We start from the raw sequence: 13,835 nt of genomic DNA on the forward strand, positions 1-13,835 counted from the left end.
TCTGTGGACCGGAAGGCGCCAAGACGCTGGCCAAGCGCGTTGGTTTCGCCTTACGCTGGGGCGCTTTCAGGTTTCTGCGAAAGGTCCGGCCCGATGATCACCACGTCCTTCCTGCTTACTGCCCTTGTGGTCGTCCTGTCGCCGGGTACCGGGGTGGTCTATACGCTCGCCCTCGGGCTGGGTCGCGGGCGCAGGGCGGCGGCCTGGGCCGCGCTGGGATGTACGTTCGGGATCGTGCCGCACCTTTTGGCGGCGACGCTGGGTCTGGCGGCGGTGCTGCATACCTCGGCCCTGCTGTTCAATGTGGTGAAGTTCGCGGGGGTGGCCTATCTGCTCTGGCTCGCATGGGGCGCGCTGCGCGACGGCGGCGCGCTGCAGGTCCGGGCGGAAACCACCGCCGAGCCCGGCTGGCGCATCGCCCGGCGCGGGGCACTGATCAACATCCTGAACCCCAAGCTGTCGATTTTCTTCCTCGCACTGCTGCCGCCGTTCCTGAGCGGGAACGCAGCGACCGCCACGGCGGAAATGGCCCTGCTCGGGTCGGTCTTCATGGCCATGACCTTCGTGGTCTTTCTCGGCTATGGCGCCTTCGCGGCCAAGGCGCGGGACTGGATGCTCGGCTCGGCCCGGGTGATGACCTGGCTGAACCGTTCGTTCGCGGCGGTCTTCGCACTGCTGGCCGGGCGGCTTGCGATGGAGCGCGCGTGACGCGCCGCGCCTGTCCCGGCCCGTGAAGCGGCTGGTCACCTCCTTTGCGGCTTGGCTGCTGGGCTCGGGCCTGATCCTGCTGGCGCGGCTGCTGACCGCGCCGCGGGCGATCTGGCAAGGGATTGAACCTGTCCCGCGCCAACGGGTCTATTTCGCCAACCACACCAGCAACGCCGATTTGATCCTGATCTGGACCGTCCTGCCCCCGCGCCTGCGCAAGCAGACCCGTGCGGTCGCGGGCAGCGATTACTGGCTGAAATCGAGGCTGCGCGCCTTTGTCGGCCATGAGGTCGTCCGCGCCGTGATGATCGAACGACGGCCCGAGCATCGGGGGGATGAGGATCCCGTGGCCAAGATCCTCGAGGCGGTGGATCAGGGGGATTCCCTGATCATCTTCCCCGAAGGCAAGCGCAACATGACCGATCAGCCGGTCCTGCCCTTCAAATCAGGCATCTACAACGTTTCCAAGGCGCGGCCCGACCTCGACCTCGTTCCCGTCTGGATCGAAAACCTCAACAGCGTCATGCCCAAGGGCCATGTGATCCCGGTGCCGCTGCTCTGCACGGTCAGCTTTGGCGCGCCGGTCCGGGTGCAGTCGGGTGAAAGCATCGACGCCTTTCTCACCCGCGCCTCGGACGCGATGGTCGCCCTGCGCCCGCAGAATGGAGGGCCGCGCGCATGACAGAGATCCCGCTCGAGCCCCATCCTTTCGCTTGGGAGATCATCGGCGTCGGGACGCTCCTGATCCTCGCGACATTGCTGGGCGAGGCCCTGCGCTGGCGCTATGCGCCCACCGAGTACAACACCACGATCGAGAACCTGAACGCGCGCATCATGGCCTGGTGGGCGATGACCGCGCTGGTTGCGCTGTTCTCGCTGGGCGGGGATGCGGGGATCGTGGTGCTTTTCGCGATCTGCTCCTTCTCGGCCCTGCGGGAGTTCATGACGCTGACCCGGAAACGGGTGGCCGACCACTGGGCGATTGCCGCGTCCTTCTTCGTGGTGCTGCCGGTGCAATATGTGCTGGTCGGGATGGGCTGGTACGGGATGTCCTCGATGTTCATCCCGGTCTATGCCTTTCTGCTGCTGCCGATCCTCTCGGCGCTGGAGGGGGATCGGACGAACTTCCTCGAACGCGTGGCAGAAACCCAATGGGCGCTGATGATCTGCGTGTATTGCATGAGCCATGTGCCCGCGCTCCTGACGCTCGAGATCCCCGGCTATGATGGGCGACTGATCCTGCTGATCGCCTGGCTGGTCATCGTGGTGCAGATCGCGGATGTGCTGCAATATGCCGGGACCAAGCTGATCGGACGGCGCAAGATCGCGCCCGCCCTGTCGCGCTCGCGCACATGGGAGGGGACGATGGCCGGTGTCCTGCTGGCGAGCCTGATCGGCGGTGCGCTCTGGTGGATTACGCCCTTCGCCCCGTGGCAGGCCCTTTTGCTCGCGCTCATGGTGGCAGCTGTGGGGATGTTCGGGGCGCTGGTGATGAATGCGATCAAGCGGGATCGCGGGGTCAAGGATTGGGGCCCGATGTTCGCGGGCCATGGCGGCTTCATCGATCGACTCGATTCCGTGCTCTTTGCCGCGCCGATCTTCTTTCACGTGGTGCGGTTCTTCTTCGACGCAAGCCCCTGAGGCGCAAACTGCCCGGCACAGACAGCGCCCTCTTGCAGCCTCCCGGCGGGGGCGGCACAAAGGCCCCATGACACAGATCCCCCGTTCCGCCCTGATCCTCGGTCTCGCCGGTCTGCTCCCGTTCCTGTTCGGCGCGGGCACGCTCCTGTCCGAGGGGCTGGCGCGTTTCGGGATGGACAGCTTCGGCCCCCGCTTCATCGGGCCCTATGTGCAGATCTTCTATGGCACGATCATTCTGGCCTTCATGTCCGGCGTGCTCTGGGGCTTTGCAACCAAGGCGACGGGGACAGTGGCGACGACCGGCTACGGGCTGAGCGTCGTACCCGCGCTCTGGGCGTTTTTCATGGTCGGTGGGGGGCCGGTTTCGGCCCAGATGAACCTGATCACGGGCTTTGTCGGGCTCCTGGCGCTCGACTATCTGTTCTGGAAACAAGGGCTCGCCCCGGCCTGGTGGATGCATCTGCGCGTGCTGTTGACCAGCATCGTTGTGGCCTGTCTGGCGGTCGGGGTCCTGCTGTGAGCGATCCGCAAACCCTTGCGGTCTATGGGCGCGAAGCCGAGCGGTATCGCGCCCGATTTGCGGATAAGGGGGCCGATGGCCATCTGCGCGCCTTTCTCGACGGGCTGCCGGACAAGGCGGATGTGCTCGATCTGGGCTGCGGACCCGGGCGGGCGGCCTCCCTGATGCAGAAGGCCGGTCACCGGGTCATTGCCTATGATGCGACGCCGGAATTCGTGGCCCAGGCCAGAGAGCTGGGCGTGGATGCCCGCCTTGCCCGGTTCGACGATCTGACCGCCGAGGCGGCCTTCGACGGGATCTGGGCCAATTTCAGCCTGCTCCACGCCCCGCGCGCCGAAATGCCGGGCCACCTTGCTGCGATCGCCCGGGCGCTCCGCCCCAGCGGCCTGTTCCATCTCGGCCTCAAGCTTGGAGAGGGCGAGGAACGCGACGCGCTCGGCAGGTTCTACACCTATTACACCGAAGAGGCTCTGCGCGCCCTGCTCGCCGAGATGGGCCTGACGGTCACCGATGCCGATTACGGCCGGGGCGAGGGCCTCTCGGGCAGCACCGATCCCTATATCATCCTCACCTCCCGGAGACCCGATCATGGCTGAGCTCTTTGCCTATACCGATGGCGCCTGTTCGGGAAATCCAGGCCCGGGGGGCTGGGGCGCGCTGCTGATTGCGCGCGACGGCGACGCGGTCGTGAAAGAGCGGACCCTGAAGGGCGGCGAGGCCCACACCACCAACAACCGCATGGAACTGCTGGCCGCGATCAACGCGCTCGAGGCGCTGGAACGACCCGCTCAGCTCACGGTCGTGACCGACAGCGCCTATGTAAAGGGCGGGGTGACCGGGTGGATCCACGGCTGGAAACGCAATGGCTGGAAAACCTCCACCAAGAAGCCCGTGAAGAACGAGGATCTCTGGCGTCGCCTCGACGAAGCGCAGGCCCGGCATGACGTGCAATGGGAGTGGGTGAAGGGCCATGCAGGCCACCCGGAAAACGAACGCGCCGACGAGCTGGCCCGGGCCGGCATGGCCCCGTTCAAACCCGGCAAGAGCAAGAGCTAGGCGCGCACCAGAAGAGATTTTGTGCCTCCGGCGGGGATATTTCCGGACTTAAGACATCAGCGCGCGCCCAAGTTTGACCGGCTTCAGACAGGCCGACCGCCCGACCTTTCGCAGCAGGTTTCTTAAGTCCCCAAATATCCCCGCCGGAGGCTCCCATCCGCGCCACCAGCGCAAACAGATGATCAGGAAAGCTGCTCAGGCAGGCTGAGACCACGGAGGACATCCGCAGCTTCGGCCGCTTTCTTTCCGGCCCGTTGCGCCCGGGTGATCTCGACCGCGCCGTTGCCGCACGCCACGGTGAACCCCTCCAGCACTTGACCGGGTGCGCCTGTGCCACTGCCGAGACGGGAGGCCAGAAGCTTCACCCGCTCGCCCGCGATCTCGCACCAGGCCCCCGGAAATGGCGACAATCCGCGGATCTGCCGGTCGATGTCTGTCGCTGGCTGGGTCCAATCGATCCGGGCCTCGGATTTGTCGATCTTGGCGGCATAGGTCACGCCGGTCTCGGGCTGGGTCTCGGCCACAAGGTCCGGGCGCTGCGCCAAGGCTTCCACGATCAGGCGCGCACCCAGATCCGAGAGCCGATCGTGGAGCGCGCCGGTGGTATCCTCGGGCCCGATCGGTATGGCCTCGCGCAACAGCACCGGGCCTGTATCGAGCCCCGCCTCCATCTGCATGATGCAGACCCCGGTCTCGGCATCCCCGGCGAGGATCGCCCGGTGGATCGGTGCCGCCCCGCGCCAACGCGGCAGAAGCGAGGCATGGATGTTCCAGCAGCCATGCTCTGGCGCGTCCAGCACCGCCTGCGGCAGGATCAGCCCATAGGCCACGACAACCGCGATCTCGGCGCCAAGGGCGGCGAACTCCGCCTGCGCCTCGGCCGCTTTCAAAGAGACCGGGTGACGGACCATCAGGCCCAGCGCCTCGGCGCGAGCCTGGACCGGGCTCGGGCGGGGCTTCTTGCCCCGACCTGCGGGGCGGGGCGGCTGGCAATAGACCGCGGCGATCTCATGCCCGGCTGCAACCAGCGCGTCCAGCACCGGGACCGAAAAGGCCGGCGTGCCCATGAAAACCAGTCTCATTTGCCCTGCTTTCGTGCCTTGCGCAGCAGCATGTCGCGCTTGGTCTTGCTCAGCCGGTCGAAATACATCCGCCCGGCCAGATGATCGATCTGGTGCTGCACACTCGTGGCCCAGAGGCCGACGAAATCCTGCTCTTTCACCGCGCCGGTCGCATCGAGAAACCGTACCGTCACGGCGCGCGGACGTTCGATCTTGGCAAAGACCCCGGGCAGGTTCGGCGAGGCCTCTTCGTGGCTGCGCAGCTTGGCACTGGCATGGAGGACTTCCGGATTGGCCATTCGCACCGCGCGCCCGCGATCCTCGGACGCGTCGACCACCGCGAGGGCCTGCATCACGCCGATCTGCGGGGCGGCAAGCCCGACACCGGGCATCGCCTCCATCGTGTCGATCATATCGTCCCAGATGGCGCAGATCTCGTCGGTGATCTCGTTGACAGGTTCTGCGGCACTGCGCAGACGCTTGTCGGGCCAGGGGATGAAGGGTCGGATCATCGCCGCCTCTCAGAGCGCGCGCGCAGGCGCGCGTCAGCTGCCCGCACGGGCCCGCTCGCGCTTGAGCTTGACCATCTTGCGCGTGATGAGCTGCCGCTTCAGCGGCTTGAGATAGTCAATAAAGAGCTTGCCATCGAGATGGTCGATCTCGTGCTGCACACAGGTGGCGTAGAGCCCGTCCATCTTGGCGCTGGCCTCGCCCCCGTCCAGCGTGGTCCAGCGGACCTCGACCTCGGCCGGGCGCTCGACATCCGCGTACATCTCGGGGATCGAGAGGCAGCCCTCTTCATAGGTGTTCATCTCTTCCGAGGACCACATGATCTCGGGGTTGATCAGAACCATCGGATCCGGGTCCCCGTCCTTGGGCGCGCAATCCATGGTGATGATCCGGGTCATCGCCGCCACTTGCGGCCCGGCCAGCCCGATCCCCGGAGCGTCATACATGGTCACCAGCATATCCTCGGCGAGCGCGCGGATCTCGTCGGTGACCTCGGCCACCGGATCGACGGTTTTCTTCAGGCGCGGGTCGGGGTGGATCAGGATCGGTCGAATGGTCATGAAGCTGATGTAATCGACCCGTATGGTCAGCGCAACATCGTGTCCCCCGGCCCGGGGACTTGCACCTGCCCCGGATCCCGCTAGCTTCGGCCGGTACTCACGGAGACCTTCATGACCTTTGACACCCAGATCGACCGGCGCGGCACGGATTGCTCCAAATGGGACCTGATGGAGCGCGCCTTTGGCGTGCCTGCCGAAGACGGGCTCGCCATGTGGATCGCGGATATGGATTTCGCCCCGGCCCCCGTTTTGCAGGACGCCATGCGGGGCCTGCTGGAGCGCGCCGATTACGGGTATTTCTGCGGGCTCGAAAGCTATGAGGATGCGATCATCGGCTGGATGCGGGACCGCCATGGCTGGACCATGGACCGGGACTGGATGTTCACCACATACGGGCTCGGCAACGGAATCGCGATCACCCTCAACGCGCTGACCGAGCCTGGCGACGAGATCGCGATCTTCTCGCCGGTCTATCACGAGTTCGCCAACAAGATCCGCAAGACCGGGCGCGTGGTCCGCGAGCTGCCACTGGTGATCGAGGACGGGATCTACCGGATGGATTTCGACGCCTATGACGGGATGCTCTCGGGGCGCGAGAAGATGATCATCGCCTGCTCACCCCATAACCCGGCGGGACGGGTCTGGAGCCAGGCCGAGCTGAGCGGCCTGGCGGCCTTCTGTCAGCGGCACGACCTGATGCTGATCTCGGACGAGATCCACGCGGATCTGACCTTTGCGGGGCACAGGCATATCCCGATGCATGTGGCCGCCCCCGAGATCACGGACCGGCTGGTCATGACGACATCGGCCTCCAAGACCTTCAACATCGCGGGCGGGCGCACGGGCTGCGTGACCATCCCGGATCCGGAGCTGCGCGCGCGGTTCTTCAAGTTCTTCAATGCGCTCGATATGCAGCCCAACCTGATGGGCGTGGCCCTGACCCGCGCGGCCTATTCGACCGAGGGGGCGGCCTGGGCCGATGCGCTCTGCGCCTATCTCGAAGAGAACGCGACGCGCTTCATCGACGGGGTCAACGCGATCCCCGGCCTGCGCGCGATGCCGATGCAGGGCACCTATCTCGCCTGGGTCGATTTCGCCGATACCGGCATGGCCCGCGCAGAGTTCTCCGACCGGGTCTATGGCAGTGCCAAGATCGCCACCACCCCCGGGCATACGCTGGGCCAGGGCGGCGAGAGCTTCCTGCGGTTCAATATCGGCACCAACCGCGCGCGGATCGACGAGGCGGTGACCCGCCTCGCAGATGCGTTCAAGGACCTGCAATAAGGCCTATTGCTTGGTGATCAGCGCCGCAGGCGCGGTGCGGTCCCGCGCGTAATCCAGCGGGACCTGATTGCGGGTCCGGGTCATGCGCTTGAATTCATAGCGCATCTCCGGCCCGTCCTGCGCCGCCGTCACGATGAGCGCCTGATACAGGTGCTCGGAGCCGCGAAAGATATCCACGAGCCCACGAAGATGCGGCGCGCCGTCGGCCTTCAGCGTAAAGGCCTCGGCCCCGAATTTCCGGATCGTGTAGGCTTCAGGACCCACATGCACCCGCAGTCGGGTCCTGGACTTGCGGGCCGCGCGCTCGCGGGCTTGCTCGAGACCCTCGCGGACCTCCTTGGGCAGATAACTGGACATGGCGGCAGCCTTTCGTATCCCTCGAGAAACAAAATGCGCCGCCACGCGCGAAGATCAAGATGAGTCCCCCCGGCCCCCTTCGCGCTCAGCCAGCTGTTGCCGATTTGCGCGCATGGGGGCGCAGGACATGGGGCATCTCGGGATCATAAAGCGCGCTGTCCTTGAAATCCCCCACCTCGCCCAAGGCGGGGCCAACGAGAATCAGCGCCGTGCGCGTGATCTTCTCGGCCCGAACCTTGGCGTGGATATCCGAGAGCGTGCCGCGCAGGAACATCTGGTCCGGCCAGCCCACGCGATAGGCCACGACCACCGGGCAATCGGCCCCGTAATAGGGGGTGAGCACCCGCTCAATCTCGCGCAGGTTCCGCACGCCCAGATGGATGGCCAGAGTGGCCCGGGTGCGGGCGAAATTCTCCAGCGTCTCGTGCTCGGGCATGGAGGTCGACTTCATCGACACCCGGGTCAACACGATGGATTGCGCGATTTCCGGGATGGTCAGCTCCTGACCGAGGGCCGCAGCGGCGGCCGCATAGGCCGGTACACCCGGGATGATCTCATAGGGAATGCCATCGGCGCGCAGGCGTCGGATCTGCTCGGCAATTGCACCGTAAAGCGACGGATCCCCGGAATGCACCCGCGCCACATCCTCGCCTCGGCCATGGGCCGCAACGATCTCCGCATGGGTGTCCTCAAGCGTCATGGGGGCTGTGTCCAGCACCCGCGCGCCCTCGGGCGCGCAACCCACCACCTCCGCCGGCACCAGCGACCCGGCATAGAGACAGACCGGGCACGCCCCGATCACGCGCTGCGCCTTGAGGGTCAGAAGCTCCGGATCCCCGGGACCCGCACCAATGAAATACACGGTCATATCAGCCTCTCCTTGAGGTCGGGCGCGGGTCACAGCCCGCGCAGCGCCGGGAATCGCCCGCTTGGCCTTGAGGCGCGGACGCCCGGATACAGACTGGGACTGGCCTGTTTGCGGCAGACCTGCCCGCAAACGGCCGCGCAGCAGAAACTCCGCCCCCCGAAGCCGCCGCACCACCCAGTATCACGCGCTTGTCGTCGCCAAGGGCGGACAAAAAATCGAATGCAGGCGCAGCCTGCGCAATTGGATCACCCCACATCCGAGAGATCCCCGTCGATCTTGCGCGCATAGCCGCGCGGCGTATACATGCGCGGCCCGGCGCCCAGCTGAGCCAGCTGCGAGTTCGAGGACCCGACCAGCACAACCGTGAGCATATCGACCTCATCCACTTCCAGCGCATCGAGACGGCGATAGCGGATCTCCTCCTCGGGGCGGCCCAGCGAACTGGCCAGCAGAACCGGCGTGTCCGCCGGACGGTGCCGCAGCAGGATCTCGCGCGCCTCTGCCAAGAGCGTCCGCCGCGTTTTCGACACCGGGTTATAGAAGGCGATGACGAAATCACCCTCCGCCGCCGCCTGCAACCGGCGCAGGATATCTGCCCGGGGCGTCAACAAATCCGACAGAGAGATCGCGCAGAAATCATGCCCCAACGGGGCCCCGGCTCGGGCCGCCGCCGCCTGCAGGGCACTGACGCCCGGCGAGCAGACCACCTCGACCCGCCGCGCCGCATCTGACACGCCCTGCGCCTCCGGTCCCCGGTCCAAAAGCTCGAAGACCAGCGCGCCCATGGCATAGATCCCCGCATCCCCCGAGCAAACCAGCGCCACATTGCGCCCCTCGCCCGCGCGCTCCAGCGCGTAGCGGCACCGATCCTCTTCCCCGCCCAGCGGGAAGTCCGATCGCGTTTTTCCCGCCGCCAAAGGCCCGAGCAGATCGATATAGAGACCATAGCCCACCAGCTCTTCGGCTTCGGCCACAAGCCGGCTCACCTCCGGCGTGCGCCAGGCCGATTGCCCGGGTCCGATCCCCACGACCGAGACCCGCCCCCGCGCCCGGCCGTGCAACTCGGTGATCGGCTCCCGCGCGCGCGCCAGTGCGCAGGTCGTCGTCGCGGTCTTGCGCTTGGCCTCCACCAGCGCGGCATCACCGCCCGCAGCCGCCAACGCGGCCCCTTCGGCCACACCGTGGCACCCGACCTCGGCAAAGACCACCTCCGACGGGTTGGCCAGACGCGACGCCTCGGCCTCAAGCTCCGCTGCCGTGAACACCCGCAAGGGCACGTCCAGCTCAGCGGCCAGCGCGTGCATCGCCGGCTCATCCGCCTTCAGGTCCAGCGTATTCACCGAGGCCACCGCGCCACGGGCGATCCCGGCTTCGGCGAGCATCTCAAAAACCTGCGCGCGCAACACCTCGGGCGCGGCATTCCGGGCGCATCCCACGCCCAGCGCATAGCGCTGCGGGTGATAGACAAGGCGGGTCGCCCCCCCCTCTAGCGGGGCCTCGGTCACGGCGATCTCCGCGCCATCGCCCTCAGGCAGATCGAACAACGGCTCGCCGACAAGGCGCGCGCCCCCCCCGGATAAAAGCCCGGCCATCACCGGTTTCGCATCGCCTGGATTGGCCAGACGGTAGCCCGCAGGCGGCGCATCCAGCGCCACGCCCAGCGCCACGTCGCCTGCAGTGGTCACGGCAGACACAGCGCTCAGCAGCTCAGAAAGATCCGCCGCAATCCGGTTGGCCCCGCGATGCCCGCCCAGAAGCGGCACCACGACCGAGCCATCCTCGGCCACGGCCACCACCGGCGGCTCGGTGGTCTTGTCGGCCAGCAGGGGCGCCACCGCGCGGATCAGGATCCCCGCCGCACAGACCCCGACCACCGGCACACCCGCGGCAAAGAGGTCGCGCACATGAGTCAGTGCATTGTCGAAATGCGCATCCGCCTGCACCACGCGCCCGGCACGGCCATGGACCGCCCAACCGCGCGCCGCCGCGATCCGCTGCGCCATCTCTTCACCCGCGGCTGAAATCGCCACAACAATCGGCGTCACAGCCATGGATCGGCTCCTTTCGTCACCAGAATCATCGAAAAATAGGGGGCGGGGTCCGGTGCTTCGGCCAGTGGCAGCGCTTTCTCGGCGGGCAGGGTCGCGCGCTCCAGATAGACCGCGTTCCGCGCCAGCCCGACCGTCTCGAGCACCTGTCGGATCTTTGCCAGATGTCGCCCGACTTTCATGATCACCGCCGTCTCACACTCCGCCAGACGGGCCGTCAGCTCTGCCTCGGGCAAGGGCCCGGGCAGGACCGTCAAACGCTCGTTGCGTGCCACCAAGGGGCGCGCCGCCAGCGCAGCACAAGCGGTCATGGAGGTGACCCCCGGCACGACCTCTACTGGGAAACGATCCGCCAGCCGGGCATGGAGATACATGAAAGAGCCATAGAAGAACGGATCCCCCTCGCACAGGCACACCACGTCCTCCCCCGCCGAGAGCGCTTCGGCGATCTCGGTCGAGGCGCGATCATAGGCCGCCTGCGCCGGGGCGCGCTCGGGGGTCATGGGGACCTCGATCCGGATCTCTCGCGCGTCCTCCGGGATCGCGCTTGCCGCGATCCCGCGCGCGAAGCTTTCGCCCGCGACCAGCGCCGGATAGGCCACCACGCGCGCCCCACGGATCAACCGGTCCGCCTTGAGCGTCATCAGCTCCGGATCCCCGGGGCCGAGGCCAATTCCGTAGAGGGTCCCGCTCATCGCTTGACGAGGCTCCACTGGGTCACCGGCATGAAGGGCCGCCAGCCGGTGCGCGGCCCCACGGGCTCGGCCCGATGCACCGACAGCTTGGTCAGCTCACCGCCATGGGCCGCGTGCAGCCCGATCAACTCCTGCTCGCTCTCCAGCGTCACCGCATTGGCCACCAGCCGCCCCAAGGGGCGCAGCGCACTCCAGGCGGCCTCGAACACATCCGGGCTGAGCCCGCCGCCGACGAAAATCGCATCCGGCGCCTCGAGCCCTGCCAGAGCGGCGGGGGCGGTCCCCTCGATCACCTCGAGCTTGGGCACCCCCAGCGCCAGCGCATTCGCCGCCGCCATGGCCCGCCGGTCCGCGCGCGGCTCGATCCCGATGGCGCGGGCATAGCGTGCGCCGCGCATCCACTCCACCGCGACCGATCCGCAGCCCGTTCCAATGTCCCACAAGAGCGCCCCGCGCATCGGCATGAGCTTGGCCAGCGTCACTGCCCGCACCTCGCGCTTGGTCATCGTCCCGTCATGGACAAAGAGATCATCCGCCAGCCCCGGCACCCGGGGCAGCAGCGCGCAATCGGGTGCCGCGATGCACTCGACCGCCAGCGTGTTGAAGGGCGGCACCTCGTGGTCCCAGCTCTCGGCGACGCCGTCAAACCGCGCCTCCTCCGGCCCGCCCATGGCCGCCAGCACCGTCAGTTTCGACTGCCCAAAGCCCCGCTCGGACAGAAAGCGCGCGATCTGGCCCGGGGTCTCGGCCCCGGTGGTCAGGATCAGGAGCCGCTGGTCGGGCTGGATGAAGGCGATCATCTGCTCGACCGGACGGCCATGCACGGTGAGCGTCTCGACATCCGCAAGGCTCCAGCCCATCCGGACCGAGGCCAGCTGAAAAGCGGATAGCTGCGGGTGATAGGTGATCTCGGCAGCCGGTATGGCCCGCCCGATCCGCGCGCCGACCGAGAACCACAGGGGGTCGCCCGTCGCCAGCACCACGACCCGCCGCCCGGCCAGGGATTTCAGCGTGTCGACCAGCGCGTCGAACGGATGGGGCCAGGCCAGACGTTCCGCTGTGACCGAAGCCGAAAGCTGATGGTGCCGCTCGCCGCCGACGATCACCTCGGCGGCCTCGACCACCGCGCGCGTGGCGGGCAGAAGCCCGGCGAGCCCATCCTCGCCAATGCCCACGATATGAAGCCAGGGGGTCGTGCTCATGAAGCGATCTCCGGAAGTCCCGCGGCCAGTGCATTCACCGCCGCCGAGGCCATGGCCGAGCCGCCCCGACGCCCGCGCAAGGCAACGAAATCGCAGCCGCGCGGATCCCGCGCCAACTCGGCCTTTGATTCCGCGGCCCCGACAAAGCCCACGGGGAAGCCAAGGATGACCGCGGGCCGCGGCGCTCCCGCATCGATCAGCTCCAGCAGGTGGAACAGGGCCGTGGGCGCGTTGCCGATGGCCACCACCGCGCCGTCGAGATGCGGCGCCCAAAGCTCCACCGCCGCGGCAGAGCGCGTGTTGCCGATGTCTTGCGCGCGCGCGGGAACGGTCGGGTCGTTCAGGGTCACGATCACCGGGTTTTCGGCGGGCAAATAGCGCCGGATGATCCCGGCCCCCACCATCTCGCAATCGCAGAGCACGGGCTTTCCAGCCCGGAGCGCGTCATGTCCGGCCGTGAACGCCTCGGGCGAGAAGACCAGCCGGTCCGCCACCTCGACCATGCCGCAAGCATGGATCAGCCGCGTGGCCAAACGGTCGAGCCCCTGGGGAAAGCGGCCAAGATTGGCTTCGGCCTGCACGGTGGCAAAGCTTTGGGCATAGATCGCGGACGGGTTCTTTTCATAGGGTCGCATGGGTGGGCGCGATGCCTTGGGCGGCGTGGCGATCTCGGCTGCGGCCTCGGTCACCGCGCGGCCCAGCAGCGCCTCGTAGCCGAGCCCTAGGATCGTCGCCTCGTGCCGCATCACATCGTCGGGCTGGGCCTTGGGCGCATCGAGCATCCCCGCAAGCCGCCCGGCCCCGTCCAGCGCCGAGAGGGCACGCGCCAGGCTTTCGACCTGCACCGCGTCGCGCACCTTGCCGGGCAGATGGGGTACCTCCACCAGCGAAGGAAAGACCTCGGCCAGGACCGGCGCGGTCCCGTCCGACCATGCCTCGAACGGCCAGACCCGGGCTCCAAGCCTATGGCGGAGCCCCTCGAGCGCGGCGATCCCGGTCAGGGCCTGACCCCCGACCGAGCCCGCGCCCGACAGTTTCCAGACCTCCTGCGCGGCACTCGCCTGCCCCTCGGCATGGCGCAGCCGCACCGGCAATGTCTCGCCAAACCCGTCGGGCAGCTTGCGCGGCAGGTCGGGAATGTCCCGTTTCAATCCGTTGCCCCAGAACGGCCCCATGCCGGGGAACAGCCCGTTCAGCGCGGCGGCGGCATCGAAGCGGTTGTTGGCGTTGTTCTCACCCTCTACAAGCTCGGCGGCGATGCGCGCCCAGACGGCTCGCCAATCGGCCCCCTCGCCCAGCTTCTCCGCAAAGCCGGCCGGATAACC

Annotated in this window: 16 protein-coding genes; 7 read left to right on the forward strand and 9 right to left on the reverse strand. The window is 67.4% G+C overall.

What is annotated here, in order from left to right; all coding sequences use genetic code 11:
* Nucleotides 1–93 precede the first annotated feature (93 nt).
* From ACP15I_RS15480 to rnhA, 6 genes are all read left to right on the forward strand, one after another.
* The gene (locus ACP15I_RS15480) at nucleotides 94–708 is read left to right on the forward strand and encodes a LysE family translocator (protein ID WP_424975778.1); all 615 of its coding nucleotides are present in this window, start codon (nucleotides 94–96) and stop codon (nucleotides 706–708) included.
* A 22-nt stretch (nucleotides 709–730) separates the two neighbouring features.
* Entirely contained in the window at nucleotides 731–1,390 is a 660-nt protein-coding gene (locus ACP15I_RS15485; RefSeq protein ID WP_424975779.1) for a lysophospholipid acyltransferase family protein, read from the forward strand.
* Nucleotides 1,387–2,349: a phosphatidate cytidylyltransferase gene (locus ACP15I_RS15490; RefSeq protein ID WP_424975780.1), complete on the forward strand. Its 963-nt coding sequence runs from the start codon at nucleotides 1,387–1,389 to the stop codon at nucleotides 2,347–2,349. Before ACP15I_RS15485 ends, ACP15I_RS15490 begins: the two co-directional genes overlap by 4 nt.
* Before the next feature lie 67 nt (nucleotides 2,350–2,416).
* Nucleotides 2,417–2,869: a DUF3429 domain-containing protein gene (locus tag ACP15I_RS15495; protein WP_424975781.1), complete on the forward strand. Its 453-nt coding sequence runs from the start codon at nucleotides 2,417–2,419 to the stop codon at nucleotides 2,867–2,869.
* A complete protein-coding gene (locus tag ACP15I_RS15500; RefSeq protein ID WP_424975782.1) occupies nucleotides 2,866–3,465 on the forward strand; it encodes a class I SAM-dependent methyltransferase in 600 nt (199 codons plus the stop codon). Before ACP15I_RS15495 ends, ACP15I_RS15500 begins: the two co-directional genes overlap by 4 nt.
* Nucleotides 3,458–3,925, forward strand: coding sequence for a ribonuclease HI (gene rnhA, locus ACP15I_RS15505; protein ID WP_424967005.1), 468 nt, complete (start codon nucleotides 3,458–3,460; stop codon nucleotides 3,923–3,925). The genes ACP15I_RS15500 and rnhA overlap by 8 nt, the downstream gene beginning before the upstream one ends.
* Nucleotides 3,926–4,107: 182 nt before the next feature.
* Here the strand turns inward: rnhA and fmt are convergent, their stop codons facing one another.
* The 3 genes from fmt to def (ACP15I_RS15520) are packed head-to-tail and all read right to left on the reverse strand — an operon-like array spanning nucleotide 4,108 to nucleotide 6,056.
* Nucleotides 4,108–5,007 carry a methionyl-tRNA formyltransferase gene (gene fmt, locus ACP15I_RS15510; protein WP_424975783.1) on the reverse strand — a complete coding sequence of 300 codons (900 nt, stop codon included), beginning with the start codon at nucleotides 5,005–5,007 and terminating at the stop codon, nucleotides 4,108–4,110.
* A complete protein-coding gene (def, locus tag ACP15I_RS15515) occupies nucleotides 5,004–5,498 on the reverse strand; it encodes a peptide deformylase (RefSeq protein ID WP_424975784.1) in 495 nt (164 codons plus the stop codon). The genes fmt and def (ACP15I_RS15515) overlap by 4 nt, the downstream gene beginning before the upstream one ends.
* A gap of 33 nt (nucleotides 5,499–5,531) precedes the next feature.
* A complete protein-coding gene (def, locus tag ACP15I_RS15520) occupies nucleotides 5,532–6,056 on the reverse strand; it encodes a peptide deformylase (RefSeq protein ID WP_424967008.1) in 525 nt (174 codons plus the stop codon).
* 111 nt (nucleotides 6,057–6,167) lie between these two features.
* On the opposite strand from def (ACP15I_RS15520), the gene ACP15I_RS15525 reads away from it, so the two are divergent.
* Complete coding sequence (locus ACP15I_RS15525) at nucleotides 6,168–7,340, forward strand: MalY/PatB family protein (RefSeq protein ID WP_424975785.1); 1,173 nt, start codon at nucleotides 6,168–6,170, stop codon at nucleotides 7,338–7,340.
* 3 nt (nucleotides 7,341–7,343) lie between these two features.
* Here ACP15I_RS15525 and ACP15I_RS15530 read toward each other — a convergent pair whose 3' ends face one another.
* The 6 genes from ACP15I_RS15530 to ACP15I_RS15555 all read right to left on the reverse strand — a co-directional run bounded on the left by ACP15I_RS15530 (nucleotide 7,344) and on the right by ACP15I_RS15555 (nucleotide 13,145).
* Nucleotides 7,344–7,697, reverse strand: a complete 354-nt coding sequence (locus tag ACP15I_RS15530; RefSeq protein ID WP_424967010.1) for a hypothetical protein — start codon at nucleotides 7,695–7,697, stop codon at nucleotides 7,344–7,346.
* Between the two features lie 85 nt (nucleotides 7,698–7,782).
* A complete protein-coding gene (gene cobM, locus ACP15I_RS15535; RefSeq protein WP_424967011.1) occupies nucleotides 7,783–8,565 on the reverse strand; it encodes a precorrin-4 C(11)-methyltransferase in 783 nt (260 codons plus the stop codon).
* Between the two features lie 245 nt (nucleotides 8,566–8,810).
* The gene (cobJ, locus tag ACP15I_RS15540) at nucleotides 8,811–10,616 is read right to left on the reverse strand and encodes a precorrin-3B C(17)-methyltransferase (protein WP_424975786.1); all 1,806 of its coding nucleotides are present in this window, start codon (nucleotides 10,614–10,616) and stop codon (nucleotides 8,811–8,813) included.
* A complete protein-coding gene (gene cobI, locus ACP15I_RS15545) occupies nucleotides 10,607–11,308 on the reverse strand; it encodes a precorrin-2 C(20)-methyltransferase (protein WP_424975787.1) in 702 nt (233 codons plus the stop codon). The genes cobJ and cobI overlap by 10 nt, the downstream gene beginning before the upstream one ends.
* Nucleotides 11,305–12,510: a precorrin-6y C5,15-methyltransferase (decarboxylating) subunit CbiE gene (gene cbiE, locus ACP15I_RS15550; RefSeq protein WP_424975788.1), complete on the reverse strand. Its 1,206-nt coding sequence runs from the start codon at nucleotides 12,508–12,510 to the stop codon at nucleotides 11,305–11,307. The genes cobI and cbiE overlap by 4 nt, the downstream gene beginning before the upstream one ends.
* The gene (locus ACP15I_RS15555) at nucleotides 12,507–13,145 is read right to left on the reverse strand and encodes a precorrin-8X methylmutase (protein WP_424975950.1); all 639 of its coding nucleotides are present in this window, start codon (nucleotides 13,143–13,145) and stop codon (nucleotides 12,507–12,509) included. The genes cbiE and ACP15I_RS15555 overlap by 4 nt, the downstream gene beginning before the upstream one ends.
* Nucleotides 13,146–13,835: the final 690 nt, after the last annotated feature.

Origin of the sequence: Dinoroseobacter sp. S124A (genome assembly GCF_049801015.1) — a bacterium.
In the GTDB taxonomy this organism is placed as follows: domain Bacteria; phylum Pseudomonadota; class Alphaproteobacteria; order Rhodobacterales; family Rhodobacteraceae; genus Dinoroseobacter.

Coding starts and splice junctions, on each gene's coding strand:
- ACP15I_RS15480 (WP_424975778.1), top strand. CDS start 94: ATGATCACCACGTCCTTCCTGCTTACTGCCCTTGTGGTCGTCCTGTCG.
- ACP15I_RS15490 (WP_424975780.1), top strand. CDS start 1,387: ATGACAGAGATCCCGCTCGAGCCCCATCCTTTCGCTTGGGAGATCATC.
- ACP15I_RS15495 (WP_424975781.1), top strand. CDS start 2,417: ATGACACAGATCCCCCGTTCCGCCCTGATCCTCGGTCTCGCCGGTCTG.
- rnhA (WP_424967005.1), top strand. CDS start 3,458: ATGGCTGAGCTCTTTGCCTATACCGATGGCGCCTGTTCGGGAAATCCA.
- fmt (WP_424975783.1), bottom strand. CDS start 5,007: ATGAGACTGGTTTTCATGGGCACGCCGGCCTTTTCGGTCCCGGTGCTG.
- def (WP_424975784.1), bottom strand. CDS start 5,498: ATGATCCGACCCTTCATCCCCTGGCCCGACAAGCGTCTGCGCAGTGCC.
- def (WP_424967008.1), bottom strand. CDS start 6,056: ATGACCATTCGACCGATCCTGATCCACCCCGACCCGCGCCTGAAGAAA.
- ACP15I_RS15525 (WP_424975785.1), top strand. CDS start 6,168: ATGACCTTTGACACCCAGATCGACCGGCGCGGCACGGATTGCTCCAAA.
- ACP15I_RS15530 (WP_424967010.1), bottom strand. CDS start 7,697: ATGTCCAGTTATCTGCCCAAGGAGGTCCGCGAGGGTCTCGAGCAAGCC.
- cobM (WP_424967011.1), bottom strand. CDS start 8,565: ATGACCGTGTATTTCATTGGTGCGGGTCCCGGGGATCCGGAGCTTCTG.
- cobJ (WP_424975786.1), bottom strand. CDS start 10,616: ATGGCTGTGACGCCGATTGTTGTGGCGATTTCAGCCGCGGGTGAAGAG.
- cobI (WP_424975787.1), bottom strand. CDS start 11,308: ATGAGCGGGACCCTCTACGGAATTGGCCTCGGCCCCGGGGATCCGGAG.
- cbiE (WP_424975788.1), bottom strand. CDS start 12,510: ATGAGCACGACCCCCTGGCTTCATATCGTGGGCATTGGCGAGGATGGG.
- ACP15I_RS15555 (WP_424975950.1), bottom strand. CDS start 13,145: ATGCGACCCTATGAAAAGAACCCGTCCGCGATCTATGCCCAAAGCTTT.